This is a genomic window from Laceyella tengchongensis, assembly GCF_900182735.1.
GTDB classification, from domain to species: Bacteria; Bacillota; Bacilli; order Thermoactinomycetales; family Thermoactinomycetaceae; genus Laceyella; species Laceyella tengchongensis.
Map to the genome: position 1 here is coordinate 607927 of NZ_FXTU01000001.1, position 15785 is coordinate 623711.

At 51.4% G+C, this 15785-nt stretch carries 17 protein-coding genes and 1 riboswitch; of the genes, 12 read left to right on the top strand and 5 right to left on the bottom strand.

The features are described from left to right. Nucleotides 1–10: 10 nt before the first annotated feature. Complete coding sequence (locus tag QQZ12_RS02975) at nucleotides 11–997, top strand: electron transfer flavoprotein subunit alpha/FixB family protein (RefSeq protein ID WP_102991930.1); 987 nt, start codon at nucleotides 11–13, stop codon at nucleotides 995–997. Nucleotides 998–1148: 151 nt separating this feature from the next. Then, nucleotides 1149–1472, top strand: coding sequence for a thioredoxin (gene trxA / locus QQZ12_RS02980; protein ID WP_102991931.1), 324 nt, complete (start codon nucleotides 1149–1151; stop codon nucleotides 1470–1472). A 38-nt stretch (nucleotides 1473–1510) separates the two neighbouring features. Here the strand turns inward: trxA and QQZ12_RS02985 are convergent, their stop codons facing one another. Next, entirely contained in the window at nucleotides 1511–2470 is a 960-nt protein-coding gene (locus tag QQZ12_RS02985) for a hypothetical protein (protein WP_102991932.1), read from the bottom strand. A 298-nt stretch (nucleotides 2471–2768) separates the two neighbouring features. On the opposite strand from QQZ12_RS02985, the gene uvrC reads away from it, so the two are divergent. The 5 genes from uvrC (at nucleotide 2769) to QQZ12_RS03010 (ending at nucleotide 8303) form a co-directional block, all read left to right on the top strand. Beyond that, nucleotides 2769–4550: an excinuclease ABC subunit UvrC gene (uvrC, locus tag QQZ12_RS02990; protein ID WP_284723940.1), complete on the top strand. Its 1782-nt coding sequence runs from the start codon at nucleotides 2769–2771 to the stop codon at nucleotides 4548–4550. Nucleotides 4551–4670: 120 nt separating this feature from the next. Then, a complete protein-coding gene (locus QQZ12_RS02995) occupies nucleotides 4671–5165 on the top strand; it encodes a DnaD domain protein (protein WP_054095476.1) in 495 nt (164 codons plus the stop codon). A 227-nt stretch (nucleotides 5166–5392) separates the two neighbouring features. Beyond that, a complete protein-coding gene (locus QQZ12_RS03000; protein WP_181352839.1) occupies nucleotides 5393–6049 on the top strand; it encodes a TetR/AcrR family transcriptional regulator in 657 nt (218 codons plus the stop codon). Nucleotides 6050–6054: 5 nt separating this feature from the next. Further along, on the top strand, nucleotides 6055–6822 hold the full coding sequence (locus tag QQZ12_RS03005; protein ID WP_284723941.1) for a lysophospholipid acyltransferase family protein: 768 nt from the start codon (nucleotides 6055–6057) through the stop codon (nucleotides 6820–6822). Further along, nucleotides 6783–8303 (top strand): phytoene desaturase family protein, encoded by a 1521-nt coding sequence (locus tag QQZ12_RS03010; protein WP_284723942.1) that lies wholly within the window; start codon nucleotides 6783–6785, stop codon nucleotides 8301–8303. Before QQZ12_RS03005 ends, QQZ12_RS03010 begins: the two co-directional genes overlap by 40 nt. A 7-nt stretch (nucleotides 8304–8310) precedes the next feature. On the opposite strand, the gene QQZ12_RS03015 is transcribed toward QQZ12_RS03010, so the two are convergent. Then, the gene (locus tag QQZ12_RS03015) at nucleotides 8311–8487 is read right to left on the bottom strand and encodes a twin-arginine translocase TatA/TatE family subunit (protein ID WP_102991938.1); all 177 of its coding nucleotides are present in this window, start codon (nucleotides 8485–8487) and stop codon (nucleotides 8311–8313) included. Nucleotides 8488–8618: 131 nt separating this feature from the next. Here QQZ12_RS03015 and QQZ12_RS03020 point away from each other — a divergent pair, with 131 nt between their 5' ends. Next, nucleotides 8619–8942, top strand: coding sequence for an SCP2 sterol-binding domain-containing protein (locus QQZ12_RS03020; RefSeq protein WP_284723943.1), 324 nt, complete (start codon nucleotides 8619–8621; stop codon nucleotides 8940–8942). A 33-nt stretch (nucleotides 8943–8975) separates the two neighbouring features. On the opposite strand, the gene QQZ12_RS03025 is transcribed toward QQZ12_RS03020, so the two are convergent. The 3 genes from QQZ12_RS03025 to QQZ12_RS03035 are packed head-to-tail and all read right to left on the bottom strand — an operon-like array spanning nucleotide 8976 to nucleotide 10843. Then, a complete protein-coding gene (locus QQZ12_RS03025; protein ID WP_284723944.1) occupies nucleotides 8976–9773 on the bottom strand; it encodes an AAA family ATPase in 798 nt (265 codons plus the stop codon). Nucleotides 9774–9798: 25 nt separating this feature from the next. Further along, nucleotides 9799–10071: an HD domain-containing protein gene (locus tag QQZ12_RS03030; protein ID WP_284723945.1), complete on the bottom strand. Its 273-nt coding sequence runs from the start codon at nucleotides 10069–10071 to the stop codon at nucleotides 9799–9801. Further along, nucleotides 10064–10843 carry an RNA ligase family protein gene (locus QQZ12_RS03035; RefSeq protein WP_284723946.1) on the bottom strand — a complete coding sequence of 260 codons (780 nt, stop codon included), beginning with the start codon at nucleotides 10841–10843 and terminating at the stop codon, nucleotides 10064–10066. Before QQZ12_RS03035 ends, QQZ12_RS03030 begins: the two co-directional genes overlap by 8 nt. Before the next feature lie 155 nt (nucleotides 10844–10998). Then, a riboswitch (Lysine riboswitch) is annotated at nucleotides 10999–11185 on the top strand. 227 nt (nucleotides 11186–11412) lie between these two features. Here QQZ12_RS03035 and QQZ12_RS03040 point away from each other — a divergent pair. The 4 genes from QQZ12_RS03040 (at nucleotide 11413) to QQZ12_RS03055 (ending at nucleotide 15747) form a co-directional block, all read left to right on the top strand. After that, the gene (locus QQZ12_RS03040; protein ID WP_284723947.1) at nucleotides 11413–12642 is read left to right on the top strand and encodes an aspartate kinase; all 1230 of its coding nucleotides are present in this window, start codon (nucleotides 11413–11415) and stop codon (nucleotides 12640–12642) included. Between the two features lie 245 nt (nucleotides 12643–12887). Continuing rightward, the gene (locus QQZ12_RS03045; protein WP_102993791.1) at nucleotides 12888–13802 is read left to right on the top strand and encodes an ABC transporter permease; all 915 of its coding nucleotides are present in this window, start codon (nucleotides 12888–12890) and stop codon (nucleotides 13800–13802) included. Between the two features lies 1 nt (nucleotide 13803). Beyond that, the gene (locus tag QQZ12_RS03050; protein ID WP_284723948.1) at nucleotides 13804–14727 is read left to right on the top strand and encodes an ABC transporter permease; all 924 of its coding nucleotides are present in this window, start codon (nucleotides 13804–13806) and stop codon (nucleotides 14725–14727) included. A 12-nt stretch (nucleotides 14728–14739) separates the two neighbouring features. Then, a complete protein-coding gene (locus tag QQZ12_RS03055; protein ID WP_102991944.1) occupies nucleotides 14740–15747 on the top strand; it encodes an ABC transporter ATP-binding protein in 1008 nt (335 codons plus the stop codon). Nucleotides 15748–15785: the final 38 nt, after the last annotated feature.

Consider the following 15785-nt stretch of genomic DNA (forward strand, 5'->3'; position numbering starts at 1 on the left):
GGAGCGAAACATGGGCAAACACGTATTGGTACTGGCTGATGTTCGTGAGGGCAAACTCCGCAATGTTAGCTTGGAAGCGCTGGCAGCGGCACGCACAGTCTCGGCGGGAGGAACAGTGACGGCGGCGGTGTTGGGATCAGGAGCTAAGGACTTGGCCGGCACCCTTGCTGAACACGGTGCGGACAAAGTGGTTGTCGTGTTGAACAAAGAGTTGGATCAATATACGACGGACGCTTACTTCCAAGCGTACAAAAAAGTGATCGAAGAAGTGAAGCCGGATGTGATCTTCACTGGTCATACGGCCGTGGGCAAAGATGTTAGCCCTCGCCTGGCCGCGCGTCTTGGCTTGGGGCTCGTCTCCGACTGCACGCAGGTGGAGTTGGATGGGGACAAAATCGTTTTCACCCGTCCGATTTATGCCGGCAAAGCGTTTGTCAAAAAGGTGTTCACTGAGGGTACCGTTTTTGCTACCTTGCGTCCCAACAACATTCCTGCAGGAGAACCCGACGCTTCTCGTCAAGCGGACATCGAAGAGGTGACCGTGACGTTTGCAGCAGATTCCCTGCGCACACTGATCAAAGACATGGTGAAAAAATCGACTGACGGGGTGGACCTGTCCGAAGCGCGCGTCATCGTCTCTGGCGGACGCGGCGTGAAAAGCGCAGATGGATTCAAGCCGTTGCAAGAGCTGGCCAACCTCTTGGGCGGCGCAGTGGGTGCTTCACGCGGGGCCTGTGACTCGGGATACTGCGACTACGCTTTGCAAATCGGGCAAACAGGTAAGGTGGTCACCCCTGACCTTTATATCGCCTGCGGTATCTCCGGAGCGATTCAGCACTTGGCGGGGATGTCCAACTCCAAAGTGATCGTCGCCATCAACAAAGACCCCGAAGCGCCGATCTTCCAAGTAGCCGATTACGGCATTGTCGGTGATCTGTTTGAAGTTGTGCCGCTGTTGACCGAAGAACTGAAGAAGTTGCTTGCGGATCAAGCGTAAATGAAAAAGTGATTCTGGGTGAAGACGAGAAGGGCACACAGTTGTGCTCTTCTTTTCATTTCGTGAGCCGAAACGCTTGGAACTTTTTTTGATGAAGTGGTATACTAGCAAAGAACCTGTTACATAGGCACATTAGAAGGAGGGTTTGACCGTGGCGATTTTGGAAATTACGGATCAAACATTCGATAAAGAAGTCCAAAACCCGGACGCTGGTGTCGTCTTGGTGGATTTTTGGGCTCCGTGGTGCGGCCCATGCCGTCAACTGGCCCCCATTTTGGAAGAAGTCGATGCGGAGATCGGCGAGCAAGTGAAAATCGTGAAAGTAAACGTGGACAACAGCCCGGAATCTGCTGGCCAATTCGGCGTGATGTCGATTCCAACCCTGATGATTTTCAAAAACGGGAAAGCGGTTGACAAAGCGTTGGGTGTTCAACCAAAAGAGCAATTGGTTGCTTGGGTGAAGGAACACCTGTAAAAGCAAGAAAAAAGGCCTGGCGTAATGCCAAGGCCTTTTTACATGTCTGAAGGTTGGTTGGACTGTTCGTCGGCGTCTGCCGGTTCTTCCGCACCAGATTGCACTTCTGCTGGCGCCTCTTGATTTTGCTCGGGGAACAGGACGGGACGCAGACGCTTTTGATAACGGCCGATCAAGATCAAATAGAAGCTGATCGATGCAAAGGGAAGGATGAAGATAAAGAAGAAAATGCAGAAAATCACCAAAAAGATGATTGACATGGAGCCCAAGCCGTTCAAGTCATTATCGAAAGAGACGCCCGTGAGAAGAGCGAAGCACAGCATGAGCAATAAGTACCCTAGGACGATGAGTAAGGTGATGAAAAAAGCGGATAGCACGGCACTAAGGGATCTGCCGAAGGCGCGTCCCCACAACTTTGCCGATAGCTTGATCGACTCCCATACTGGTTTTTTTTCATGAATGATCATGATGGGGGCGAAGATGGTGATGGCGATGATGAACAAACTATACACCACGAACGCTAAGATGGCAAGCGACAGACTGATGGCACCGACGTCGTGTGGATTTGCGATTGCGATAACGGAGATCACCACGATGGCGATGATGAATGGAACCAGTAGGAGAAATGTCGTCAGCGACAACAGAGTTAAGCGCTTGATGTGGCGAAACATGTGGTGGAAATACAAGCTTAAAGTAACGCGGTTGTTAAACACTGCTTCAATGCTGATCCCATAAATGGCCCCTGTTGACATGGCGCCGATGATCATTTCGACCGCCAGCAGGCCCAAATAAAGAACAATGCTGAGGGTGATGAGGCCGGTCCCCAGTTGCGCTGCCGATTCAAACGGATTGGGATTGGACATCATGCTGGACATACCGACGGCTAGTGAGATCAGATAATACACGAGCATGGCCCCTGCGTACATAACGAAGAGGACGATCATGCCGAGAAGTTGGATCCAGGCCAGTTTAAAACCATGTTTTTTTATGTGTTCCATTGGTTCCTCCTGAACAGTTTGTATATTTTTAGACTAAATAATATTAAACATAAATTACATATTTGTCTATCGTGAGAAGGGAAGATTCACCAAACGTTCCAGAGCGGTCGGCCAAAGGCAAGATTCACCATGCCGCTGGCTCCGCAAATTGATATAATATATTAGGCCTTTTTTATCGATGCGCTAAGATAGCCTAGCCATCGCCGGAGAAAGGCTTAAAACGGCGACAGGGGCGGTCCTTTGCCGCTGTTGGTATGCATGGGACAGAGCACTGCCGCGAGGAAAGGAGGGGAGGGGAATGCTGAAAGAGAAATTGGCCCTGCTGCCGGATCAACCTGGGTGTTACCTGATGAAAAATCGTGATCAGGAAATCATTTATGTGGGCAAGGCCAAAAGTTTAAAAAACCGGGTTCGTTCTTATTTTACAGGCAGCCATGACGGTAAGACGCAACGATTGGTGATGGATATTTGCGATTTCGAGTATATTGTGACCGGCTCGCCGGTGGAAGCCTTGATTTTAGAGTGCAACTTGATCAAAAAGCATCGGCCGCGTTACAACGTGATGTTAAAGGATGACAAATCTTATCCATACATCCGGTTGACCAAAGAGCGGCATCCCCGCTTGGAAGTGACGCGCAAGGTGAAAAAGGACGGCTCGAAGTATTTCGGTCCGTATCCCCATGCCGGAGCCGCCCAGCAAGCTAAGAAGTTGTTGGATCGTTTATTCCCGTTGCGCAAGTGCCAGACGATCCCTAAACGGGTATGTCTGTACTACCATATGGGCCAATGCTTAGCGCCGTGTGAATATGAGGTAAAAGCGGAAGCTTACGAAGATATTATACGCAAAGTGACCCGTTTTCTTAACGGGGGGTACCCTGAATTAAAGCAGGATCTGCGCAGAAAAATGGAAGAGGCGGCTGAGAATCTGGAGTTTGAACGGGCCAAAGAGATTCGCGACCTGCTGGCGGACATTGATGCGGTGATGCAAAAGCAGAATATCATTCTCAATGACCATGTGGATCGCGATGTGTTTGGATACGCCGCGGAGAAAGGCTGGATGTGCGTACAGGTCTTTTATGTGCGGCAAGGAAAGCTGATTGAGCGTGATGTCTCTGTGTTCCCCCACTATCATGAACCGGAGGAAGATTTTTTGTCCTATGTCGCGCAATTTTACCATGAAGCACCCACCCTCCCGAAAGAAGTAGACTTGCCGCAACAAACGGACTGGGAAACGGTCGGAAAATTGCTTTCCGGGGTGCGGGTAGCCATTCCGCAACGAGGCATGAAAAAGAACTTGGTGCAAATGGCGATGGAAAATGCCAAAATCGCTTTGAATGAACGGTTTCAGATGATGGAAAGAGATGAAGAGAAGACGTTTCAAGCGCTCAACCAGTTGGGGGATGCGCTTGGCATCGGTTTGCCACGTCGGATTGAGGCATTTGACAACTCCAACATTCAAGGGGTTGATCCCGTATCGGCGATGGTTTGCTTTATCGATGGGAAACCAGAGAAGAAAGAATACCGGAAGTACAAAATCCGCTCCGTGCAATCGCCCAATGATGTGGAGACGATGCGGGAAGTGATTCGCCGCCGATACACGCGTGTGTTGAAGGAAGATTTGCCGTTGCCCGACTTGATTTTGGTCGACGGAGGTAAAACACAGATGAACGCGGCCTTGGATGTGTTGGAAAACGAACTGGGCCTCTATGTTCCGGTCGGGGGGATGGTCAAGGATGAAAAGCACCGCACTGCAAGGTTGCTTTTTGGAGACCCGCCGCAAGAAACAGATATCAAACAAGGAAGCCAAGCATTTTATCTGATTCAACGCATACAGGAAGAAGTGCACCGTTTTGCAATTACTTTTCACCGGCAAACGCGTGGCAAACAATTGATCAAGTCCGAGCTGGACGATATTCCAGGCGTGGGGCCGAAGCGCAAACAACAATTGTTCCGCCATTTCGGATCGATTGACAAGATGCGCGAAGCCGGCCTAGAAGAATTCCGCAAAGCCGGCATCAGTGACAAATTAGCCCAATCAATTATGGAAGCCCTGAAGCGAAAAGCGCCTGTGAAGACATGAGCCCGCCCGGTCAGTGTGTCGGGCAGGGCTTTATTTATGTTCGCATCTTTCGAAATTTATAATCGTTCTTTTGCAATTTTTGATATAATGAGGGTACATATCTGATGCGGGAGGGTATTTATGACAGCACTTGACAAACAAATCCTTAAAATGGAGAATACCGAACCGGTAGAATTTTTGCGCCAATATACGGGAGGCCAACCTTTGTCCAAACAGTTGGTCCAGCTGGTATATGAATTGAAGAAGACACACGCTTTTTCTAATGGCGTCATCAACGCGTTGTTCGAGTATTGCCTCATCGAAAATAATTATAAAATCGTTCGTACATATGTATTGCAATTGGCTGAGGAGCTGGATGAAGTGGGTGTGCGAAACGCGCATGAGGTATTCCGTTATTTGCGGGAGAGACCGTATCAAAAGCGGCAACCTGAGTCCAGCCCGCATGTGTCGGACGATGCTGATTACAACATGGAATATGTGGAAACCAATATTGCCCTCATCGCCAAACAATTGCATGAACTTCGCAAAGAAATGAATTTGAAGTTTAACTTGATGAACCAACAGCTAGATCAAATCGAGCGGCGTCTGTCTCAAGTTGCAGACTGGTTGAAATGAAATGGGTTTTTTTGGGATGTTAATTTGGAATATTTAAACGATTGCTCGTCAGCCGGTCGCGTTTCGCCTCCTTGAAGAGGCGTTTTTTCATTGTTTTGTTGGAAAAAACAGGGTGGAAACAAGGGGAGAAACCGTGTAGAATCGGCTTAAAAGAAGTTGATTGTATTTTTGATCGCGATTGGTATGATGGTACATGGATTGAAATTCAAATCAAAAGGGGTATGAGATTGAAGGACCGGGTAAAGCGGGCGCCGGGTAGGCCAAGGCGCTCAGATTTGGAAGGGACAATGGACACTGAACAGAAGATTTTATGCGAAGCGGCGGGATTGTTTTTAAAAAGTGGTTATGCCGCCGTTTCGATCAGTATGATAACGGACGCCGTGGGCATCACCAAACCGACACTGTATCATTATTTTCCTGACAAAGAGACATTGTTCGCGGCGGTGGTGTGCAAAAAACTGGAGTTGGCTGGGACGCATATCCAACGGGGAATCGCAAAAGGGGGAAGTGTCCGGCAACGCCTCATTTGTTTGGCGACGGGCTTTTTCCACTATGCCTCCATGTCGATGCAACCACTAATGCGCGACGTGGATGAACAACTGCGTCCTGACCTGACCGAACGCGTGCATCTCACGTTGCATCGTGCAATCGTGAAGCCGTTGCAGGATCTGATTCAAGAGGGGGTGGAGCAAGGGGAAGTGCGTGCGCAGGCCGAGCAGATTCCGATGCTGGTGGAATTGTGGCTGGGGATGTTGGATACTTTGGCGAAACATTGCCGCAAGGAAACAGATGCGGAGGAGATCGGCCGGCTAGCGGAGATGGCAGTCACTGTGTTCATGGACGGCATTGCCAAAGAAGGGCGTCATATGCGGACAGAGGAGTGACTCGGATGATTGCGGAAGAGAAAAATAAACGATTTACGCCGCTTGTGCATGCCATGGTGACATGTGTGTTGCGGCGTCATTTTGCGCGGATGTATGTCAACTGTTCGGAACGCATCAATGTGTCTACCCCCACCTTATATTTGGTGAATCATAGCCATTGGTGGGATCCGTTGTTCGTGTTGTGGCTGAATCACGCATATCTGCGCCAAGACGCCTATGTCCTGCTGCAAGAGCGGGCGTGGCCTTTTTTTTCATTATTGAAAGATCAAGGATTCATCGAAGTCGACCCGGATGATTATCAGGAGTGGCGGTCAGCGCTGGAATCTGGAAAAGAGCTGTTGTCCTCGCGGTTCCGTTCGTTGTGGATTTTGGGCCAAGGAGAAGCCGTTCATCAAGACGCACGCCCTATCCGCTTCGTACCGGGGCTGGGGTCGTTGCTTGAAACGGGTGGGCAGGTACAAGTTGTTCCGGTGGCAATTTACACTTCATTTACCCAAAGTCGGCCGGATGTCTATATTCGCCTTGCAGATCCATTGTTGCCGGAGACATTTACTAAAGGCCATCGTCGGCAATGGGTCGCCGCCTGTGAAAAGGAGTTGGCGCTAGAGCTAGATGCTATGCGTGAAGGGGTGATTGCCAACCGGCTCACCGGTTTTGAGTTGGCTTGGCAGGGCTTCTCATCATTTCCGGAGCAGTGGAATCGCGCGCGGGACGGACTGAAGCAGGCCAGCCAATGGTGGCGAAGATGGAAGAAAGGGCGATCACAGCAATGAAAAAAGCGATCATCATTGGTGGCGGCTTGGCCGGCTTGGTGACGGCGATCAAATTGGCCACAATGGATTTCAAGGTGTCCCTGTTTGAAAAAGAAAGCAAGGTGGGCGGATCGTGCCGCGCAATCCAATTGGGAGGAGGGTATCAGTTTGATTTGGAACCGGCGCCGATGATGATGCCATGGGTGTTTGAACGCATCTTTCGGGAAGCTGGCTCAGTAGTTGATCCTTCGCTGCGGTTCATTCCCTTGCCAGTAAACAGCCGGCACTTTTTCTACAATAAGTCGATTGTTGATTTAACTGCAGATGGCGAGGCGATGGCTGATCAACTGACGGGATTTTCTCCGGAAAACCGCACCGGCTTTTTGGACTATCTGTATGCGGCACAAACCATATACGAGTGGGTAGAAGAAACGCTCTTAGCCAGTCCGACAGTGGGTTGGACGGATCTGCTCCGTCCGGGAGCGGTGAAATCGTCATGGAAGATGAAGCTGTTGCAGCCGCTGGATGCTTTTCATCGGCGCTTTTTCGACGACGCCCGCATGCTGGCGATGATGAACCGTTATGCAACCTATGTTGGCTCTTCCCCCTATAAGGCGCCAGCGGTGGTGGCGATGTTCGCCTACTTGGAATTGGTGCAGGGAGTGTCTTACGTCGAAGGCGGGAATGAGCGGTTGATTGAGGCGTTGGTGCGCCTGGCGCAGTCGCGGGGTGTGGAGTTGCACACGGGATGCGCTGTGGATGAAATCCTGTTGTCTGACCGCAAAGTGACCGGCGTAGACGCAGGCGGGGAAAAATGGGAGGCAGATGTAGTGGTGTCTTGCATCGATCCCATCCAAACGAGGGTGTCGTTGTTGAAGGATGAGCGGTACGCGCCAGATATGAGGCAACTCAGCTGTTCGCAGGTCGTAGGTTTGCTTGGTTGCAAAGAAACGTATCCTGTGTTGCATTATCATAATTATTTTTATCCGCGCGAGATGGAGCGGTACTATATTGATTTGTTTGAACAGCGGGAATGGCCTGACGCCCCCTTGATTTATGTGGGGAATCCCTGTTTGTATGAAGCGGATCGCACCGGCTCTGGTTGCAGTTTGTGTGTCACTGTTCAGGTGCCAGCCAGCTTCGGGCTGAAACCGGGTCAGTTTGAATTGTACCGGGAGCGACTTTTGTACTTGCTGGAACGGGTTTGGGGTCTGCAAGGGCTGAGTGAGCAGATCGAAGTAGAGCAGTGGTTGGGCCCCCTTGATTTGCAGGAGATGACGGGGGCCTATGGCGGGGCGTTGAATGGACGGGTTTTTCATGGGTTTCGCGCGGCGATCCGCCAACCGCTCAAGGATCGCAAGCGACAAGGGCTGTATTATGCAGGCGCCGGAGCGTATCCGGGAGGGGATCAAGCGATGGCGGCGATCAGCGGGCTGCATACCGCTCATCTCATCAAGCTGGAAGAAGAGAGAAAAGAGAGCAAGCTCACCCGGTTGGGGTGAGCTTGCGTCATGATTTATCCTCTTTTTTCTCTTTGGAATCGTCTTTACCGGATACTGCATCGCGGAACATTTTTAAAGTTTGTCCAGTTGCGCGTCCCAATTCAGGCAATTTTTTTGGCCCGAACAAAAGCAGGGCGACAACGAGGATGACAATAAGTCCGGGTATACCGATACTACTGAACATATTTTCACGCTCCAACAGGCTAAGACAGCCTGATCTGTTCTTTAGCCATTATATCGCTTCGCCAGAAAGATGCCAAGTAAAGCTTTTTTTGCATTATAATCAATTTATCATGACAAAAAGGAGTGGCATGTGTGGAATTAATCCGGATTTTCACTTCAATGGCGGAGAAAATCAATCAAGATCCAACGGGAATCAGTCATTTGAACGATGTGTATCAGTTGGAAGTGACCAGTGGGATATATCAGGTGCGGTTTGCAGATGGACAAGCGGAGTGGGCCGAAGGAAACAAATGGGAGCCCACTTGTTCATTGCAGATCAAAGATGAGGATTTGCTGAAGCTCGTCACGGGGAAACTGGGAGCGACGACGGCGGTAATGATGGGCAAGCTGAAAGTAAAAGGCTCGATTGAAGCTGCGCTCCGTTTGCAAAAGGTATTAAAGCATTACGCTAGCTAACGGGCGAAAGAGAAGCCTGGCTTCCATAGGGAGTCAGGCTTGTTCGCTTTCGATCCACCGTACCTGGTGCGCTTCCTCGGCTGTAGGAACTTCTAATTTTTGCAACAGCTTGCGGATCGTTGCTGCGGGAACGGCCTGTTTCCGGCTTCGATTGCGGGACAACAACAGCGTAAGCGGCGCGTCGATATACACGATGCTGACATGCGCGCCATAGGAAGCGAATAGATCAACGAGTGGATCGCGTAAATGCCGAGTGAGATTGGTGGCGTTCCAGATGAATGGTTGTTTTCTTCGCAACAGACATTTGGCCTCTTCTTTGGCGATGCTGACCACTTCTCCCTGATTGGCGGTAGGAGAGATGCGGCGTTCATGCCGGATGCGATCCAAGGAAACGACTGGGAGATCCGGATGGTTCAAGCTAATCCAGGTGTCTTTGCCCGCACCGGGTAATCCAGACATCATGATCACTTCGAAGTCGGTATCATCATATAGCACGTCGTCGATCCGCAGGTGGTCGCTACGAAAATAACGAAAGCGGGTATGGTTGTTGGCGAAGGGTTTGGGTTGTGTGTAGCAGCCCAGTTCGGTGGCATATTGGCGGAAATAGGCGATCCGCTCCAACAATTCCGCTTGGTCTGGGCAAATTCGCCCGCGCACATCAGCTTCGGCCAACATGGCTACCCAATCGAGGCGGATATGCCAGCTGGCGCCAACCACCGCTTTCTCGGGGTCGGGCTTTTCAAAAAACCACAATGGCAAACCGTGATGCCGGACGAGTTGTACCAACATCTCCCGCTCTTGAAGCGGTAGGGCCTGCATTTTCTCTCTCACGATCTGGGCACCGACTTTGGCATGATTAGGAGCATGGATGCGGCCGTCGTCGCCGATCTTTGTGCATGTCTTTGCCGATATCATGAAACAGGGCGGCCTTTAGCAACAAGGATTGCTCAGCCGGTGCCAAGGCTTGCCACGCGGGGAGCCGGCGAAGTTCATCCACCACCATCCATGTGTGGGATAGCACATCCCCTTCCCCATGATAATGTGGATCTTGGTTCACGTGGCTAAGTGTTTGCAACCAAGGGAATTGGTCAAGAGCTTGCTGGCGGTTAAATGGTACAGAATCAATCAAAAAGATTCACTCCTTTCCGCAATTGATTGGGAATGAGTGGCCGGTTCATCCAGTGGGATTCGGAATCGATGATGGTTTGCAAAAAGTCGGAACGCACCCATTTGTAACGGTTTTGCACAAAATCGCCCTCTTCCACTTTTATATACAAACCCTCCATCAATCCGGAAGGGTCCGTTTCCCGCCAAGCCAGTTCGGGCTGCAGTCCCAAAAGGTCGGCTAGTTGCCTTAGTTGTTCCAAATGGTCTGCGGCAATGAACGGGGAAGGGGCGATCCAATCCGGTAAGGTGTTTTTTCTGGCAGCGACGCCTTCATACAAGACCCTCACCGAAACGATAAAAGGCGCTTTGGCCAAGAATTCCCGCCGTTTGGCTGTGGAAAGGAAGGCACCGGCTTGTGTGTCGTAAATATCAAATTCCAAAAAATAATGGGGCAAGTCGGTGTAAAAGATGGTGTGTTTGGCATACATCCATTCGCCATACATGATATATCGGTCGGTGAGCAAATCCCAAAGCGCAGGGGCATGGTGGTGAGCCCAGCTTTTGAACAAGGCGAATTGCCGCTCTCGGGGGCCACCCGTCAAGTAATGCCCGCGGCTTTGCAATAGCAAGGAGCCGTCCGGGGTAAAACGGATGCCCGTGTTGGACCCGTCCATCTTCTCTTCGATGACAATATGCCGTCCGATCAGTTCCTTATAAGTTGCTATGTTTAAGTCTTCATCGCCGGGTTGCAGTCCTGACCCCGACAAATGGCGTGTGCGAGGATATTTGATCATCCGCTTCATCCTTTAAATATATTTTGATTTATATGTTAATCATAAAGAATCAGTGTGAAAATGTCTTGAGCAAATGTTTTTTTGCCCTTGCCAACTCGGATCGAGCTATGTTAATATCATAAAAATTAATATTTTATTTGAATTCTCGCCACTCATTGTGGAGTAGAGGCGCGGGTTTCATGAGTACTTGTTCGGAGGACGGGCCGTTGATGGACAAGGAAAGGGAAACGCCGCCGAAGTTTGCTGGAAGACCCGACAGAAAGCAGGCTGGGACTGTATCCGAACAGGAACAGGACTGTCACAAAAGCGCATGGGTTGCTTTTGTGAAGCGCTAATCCGCAGTAGATGAGCGAGCTGGAGCGAAAAAAAACAAAGGCGACAGCGAGCGATTCTCTGCTGTGGCCTTTTCTGTTTTTTTACAGGCCTTTCTGGGTCATGTCTGATTCATATCTGCGGTTTTTTAACACCCATCGGTTTAAGGAAAACCGGTTTGTCCGCCGCTTTTAGGGGTCAGTTTGCTTTGCCAGTCAGGCCCCAGCCAGCTATGCAGAATCGAGAGGAGAGTAAGCATGAGCATCGTGGTGCAAAAGTTTGGCGGTACCTCGGTAGGAAGCATTGAACGGATTCAAGCCGTAGCAGAGATCATAGCTCGTACCTATGAACAAGGGAAGCGTTGTGTGGCAGTGGTGTCGGCGATGGGGAAGTCCACAGATCAATTGGTTGGGATGGCCAAAGAGATTCATCCACACCCTTCTCCCCGCGAGATGGATATGTTGCTTGCGACAGGTGAACAAGTGAGCATCGCGTTATTAACCATGGCCTTGCATCGGAAAGGATTGAAAGCCCGCTCGCTCACTGGCTGGCAAGCAGGGATTACCACCGATTGTGTCCATGGTCGGGCGATGGTTCATGATGTGAACACGGAGACGATCACTACGGCGTTGGATCAAGGGGAAATTGTGGTCGTCGCCGGGTTTCAAGGGATTTCTTCTCAACGGGAGATCACGACATTGGGAAGGGGCGGCTCAGATACGACGGCCGTTGTATTGGCGGCTGCGTTGGGAGCTGATTATTGCGAGATCTACACGGATGTCGAAGGCGTGTATACGGCAGATCCCCGCGTAATTCCGGCGGCGCAGAAGATGGATGAGATTTCATACCAAGAGATGTTGGAACTGGCCCACTTGGGGGCGGGCGTGCTTCATCCACGTTCGGTGGAAGCCGCGTTGCGGAATAAGGTGAAATTAGTGGTGCGCTCTAGCTTTGTCAATGAATCGGGCACTTGGATTAAGGGGGAAAATGAGATGGAAACCTCGCATCATGTCAGCGGCATCGCACACGACCTGCAAGTGGCACGAATCAAGGTGTTGGGATTGCCGAATCATGAAGAAACGTTGACGCGGCTGTTTGGATTGTTGGCCGAGGCGCACATCAATGTGGATATCATCGTCCAGAGCGAACATGATCATGAACGGGTTGATGTGGCTTTCAGTGTGAATGAAGAAGTAGGCTTGGAAGCGCGGCAGGTATTGGAGGCGGCGCAAAGTGAGTTGGGCTTTGCCAAGATTTTGTATGAAGGGGGATTGGCCAAGGTTTCCGCGGTGGGCGTGGGGATGATGGCCCGCCCGGGTGTAGCGGCCAAGATGTTTGCCACGTTAAGCGAAGCGGGCATTCGGGTGAAAATGGTTTCCACTTCCGAGATTAAAATTTCCTGCGTGGTGGAGCGGGAGCAGGCTCTGGAAGGGGCGCGCCGCCTACATTCGGCGTTTGGCCTGGATCGGATCGAAGTCAAAGTGTAGACAAGAGAGGCAGTCTGTCTGGGGAGGGCGGACTGCCTTTTCTATTCTGTGATCTCATCTCATATAATGAACCGGAGTAGATGGGAATCCCTATTCTGCTGAGTAAAGCCAAGTGGAGTTATAATAAACAGATTAATGATAAAATTATTTATTGACTGAAAATCATTGTTTAGGTGATGATTAAAATAATTGAATCGATCCATCTATCATTGTTTCAGGAGGTGTTGGCGTTGGTCAAATATGTGATGTCCCGATTGTTACAGATGGTGTTGACACTCTGGGTGATCGCGACGGTCACATTCATTATGATGAAAGCGATTCCGGGCGATCCGTTCAGCAATGAAAAAAAACTACCCGAAGAAGTGTTGCGTAATTTGTATGCTTATTACCAATTGGACGATCCGCTGCCCGTTCAGTATGTCCATTATATGAAAAATCTGGTGTCGCTGGATTTGGGCCCTTCCTTCAAATATGAAACTCGCTCGATCAATGAGATTGTGGCGGAAGGTTTTCCCGTCTCGGCCCAGTTGGGGGCGCAAGCGTTGTTGGTAGCGGTTGTGGCTGGCCTTGCTTTGGGCGTCGTGGCCGCGCTCAAGCAAAACAGGTCGCTGGACTATTTCTCCATGCTGGTGGCGGTGTTGGGGATCTCTGTGCCTAGCTTTGTGCTGGCTCCGATCTTGCAAAAATATTTGGGGGTCGAGTGGGAGCTTTTGCCAGTGGCCACGTGGGAAGGGTTCGCGTCTACTGTGATGCCAACAATCGCGCTGGCCGCGTTCCCTCTAGCTAGCGTGACTCGGTTGATGCGGTCGAGCATGGTCGAGGTCTTGACGCAAGATTATGTGCGTACGGCCAGAGCCAAAGGGTTGCCACCCTTGTTCGTGATCGTCCGCCATACGATCCGCAACGCGATTTTACCTGTGGTCACCGTGTTGGGACCGCTCACGGTCGGGGTGTTGACGGGCAGTTTTGTGGTTGAGAGCATTTTTTCCATACCGGGCATTGGCAAGTATTTTGTGGAGAGCATCACCAACCGTGACTATCCTTTGATCATGGGAATCACCCTGTTTTACTCTTCGCTGTTGATTATCGTCAATTTCCTGGTTGATCTGGCTTATGGCTGGATTGACCCACGGATTCAGTTGGCCAAAGGAGGCAAGTGACATGGAACCGGTGTATCATCCCCGTTTTCAGCGTGTGAGCCGTTCAAGGCCGGCGATGGAGGCGATCCGCCGCCCCCGGGTGTCGTATTGGCGGGAGAGTTGGCGACGGTTGCGACAAAACGCGTTAGCTATGGCGGGTCTCATTACCATTGTCTTGATCGCGATCCTTTCAATTGTCGGCCCGATGCTGTCCGAATATGAATACAATGAGCAAAACCTGCAAACGGGCCGCAATTTGCCGCCGTCGGCTGAGCATTGGTTTGGCACGGATGATTTGGGGCGAGATGTGTTTGTGCGGGTGTGCGAAGGTGGGCGTATTTCACTCGCTATCGGGTTGGCGGCCGCTATGATTGACATGGGCATCGGCGTGGTTTATGGCGGCATTGCGGGGCTTCGCGGCGGTCGGCTGGATGAAGTGATGATGAGGGTAGTGGATGTGCTGTGGGGTCTTCCTTATCTATTGACGGTGATTTTGCTCATGGTTATCTTGCCGCCGGGATTGGGGACAATCATCCTCGCGCTCACCGTGACCGGTTGGTTGAATATGGCGCGGCTCGTGCGGGGACAAGTGCTTCAACTGAAACAACAGGAGTATGTGCTGGCCGCGCAAGCGCTGGGGGCCACAACTTCCCGTCTGCTGGTCAAACATCTGATACCGAACGCGATGGGGCCCATCCTGATCATGTTGACGCTGACGGTACCGAGCGCCATTTTCGCAGAAGCGTTTTTAAGTTTTTTGGGGCTGGGAGTGCAAGCGCCAGTAGCCAGTTGGGGTACGATGATCAATGATGCGCTGGTAACGGTGTTGTCAGGGGAATGGTGGCGCCTCTTTTTCCCAGCACTGTTCCTGTGCCTGACCATGTTGGCTTTCAACGCGTTTGGTGATGGGTTGCGCGACGCACTTGATCCGAAATTGCGCAAATAAGGAGGGAATAAGGTGGAGAAGCTGCTTGAAGTGAACGGATTAGAAGTGTCTTTTCAGCTGGACAAAGGGGAAGTGCAAGCGGTGCGAGGCGTTTCTTTTTCGCTGGCCCGCGGGGAAACGTTGGCGATTGTGGGGGAGTCGGGAAGCGGAAAGAGCGTGACGGCCTTGGCTGTGATGCGGTTGCTCCAACACCCGGGCCGGATCAAGGGCGGGGAGATCTGCTATGATGGCATTGAGTTGACGCGGATGGAAGAGAAAGGGATGTTTCGCATCCGCGGTGCGGAAATCGCGATGATATTTCAGGACCCCATGACTTCCCTTAATCCGACGATGAAGGTCGGTGAGCAAATCATCGAGGGGCTTCGCTGGCACCGGAAGATGGGAACGGCTGAGGCCAAAGCGCGTGCGGCCGAGATGTTAAAACGGGTAGGCATTGCGCAAGCCGAACGCAGATTGGAGCAATACCCACATGAATTCAGCGGAGGGATGAGGCAACGGGTGATGATCGCGATGGCCTTGTCCCTCAACCCGAAGGTGCTGATTGCGGATGAGCCGACCACGGCCTTGGATGTGACGGTTCAGGCGCAAATCCTGGAATTGATGAAAACGTTGCAAGAGGAGACGGGAACCTCTATCATCCTGATTACGCACGATCTAGGCGTGGTGGCTGAAACGGCTGATCGCGTCTGTGTGATGTACGGCGGACAAGTTGTGGAAACGGGAACAGTCAATGAATGTTTCCGTCAGGCCCGTCACCCGTACACGTGGGGGTTGTTGCAGTCGATGCCGAGGTTGGATCAGCCGCGGGATCGAGAGTTGCAACCCATCCCAGGATCGCCGCCCGACTTGTATGAACCGCCGCAAGGATGTCCATTTGCTGACCGCTGCCCCTACGCGATGCATGTCTGTTATGAAGAAGCGCCTCCATTGACCCGTCTGTCGGATACCCATCAAGTCAAGTGCTGGCTGGAAGACCCCGAAGCGCCGCCAGCGGAGATGAACCAGCCATTTGCTTGGTAGGCGACCGCCACGCAAGAAACTCCCCCGCTTTTGCTGGA

Coding starts and splice junctions, on each gene's coding strand:
- QQZ12_RS03015 (WP_102991938.1), bottom strand. CDS start 8,487: ATGTTCAGTAGTATCGGTATACCCGGACTTATTGTCATCCTCGTTGTC.
- QQZ12_RS03010 (WP_284723942.1), top strand. CDS start 6,783: ATGGTGGCGAAGATGGAAGAAAGGGCGATCACAGCAATGAAAAAAGCG.
- QQZ12_RS03035 (WP_284723946.1), bottom strand. CDS start 10,843: ATGATCAAATATCCTCGCACACGCCATTTGTCGGGGTCAGGACTGCAA.
- QQZ12_RS02995 (WP_054095476.1), top strand. CDS start 4,671: ATGACAGCACTTGACAAACAAATCCTTAAAATGGAGAATACCGAACCG.
- QQZ12_RS02975 (WP_102991930.1), top strand. CDS start 11: ATGGGCAAACACGTATTGGTACTGGCTGATGTTCGTGAGGGCAAACTC.
- uvrC (WP_284723940.1), top strand. CDS start 2,769: ATGCTGAAAGAGAAATTGGCCCTGCTGCCGGATCAACCTGGGTGTTAC.
- QQZ12_RS02985 (WP_102991932.1), bottom strand. CDS start 2,470: ATGGAACACATAAAAAAACATGGTTTTAAACTGGCCTGGATCCAACTT.
- QQZ12_RS03040 (WP_284723947.1), top strand. CDS start 11,413: ATGAGCATCGTGGTGCAAAAGTTTGGCGGTACCTCGGTAGGAAGCATT.
- QQZ12_RS03005 (WP_284723941.1), top strand. CDS start 6,055: ATGATTGCGGAAGAGAAAAATAAACGATTTACGCCGCTTGTGCATGCC.
- QQZ12_RS03050 (WP_284723948.1), top strand. CDS start 13,804: ATGGAACCGGTGTATCATCCCCGTTTTCAGCGTGTGAGCCGTTCAAGG.
- QQZ12_RS03045 (WP_102993791.1), top strand. CDS start 12,888: ATGTCCCGATTGTTACAGATGGTGTTGACACTCTGGGTGATCGCGACG.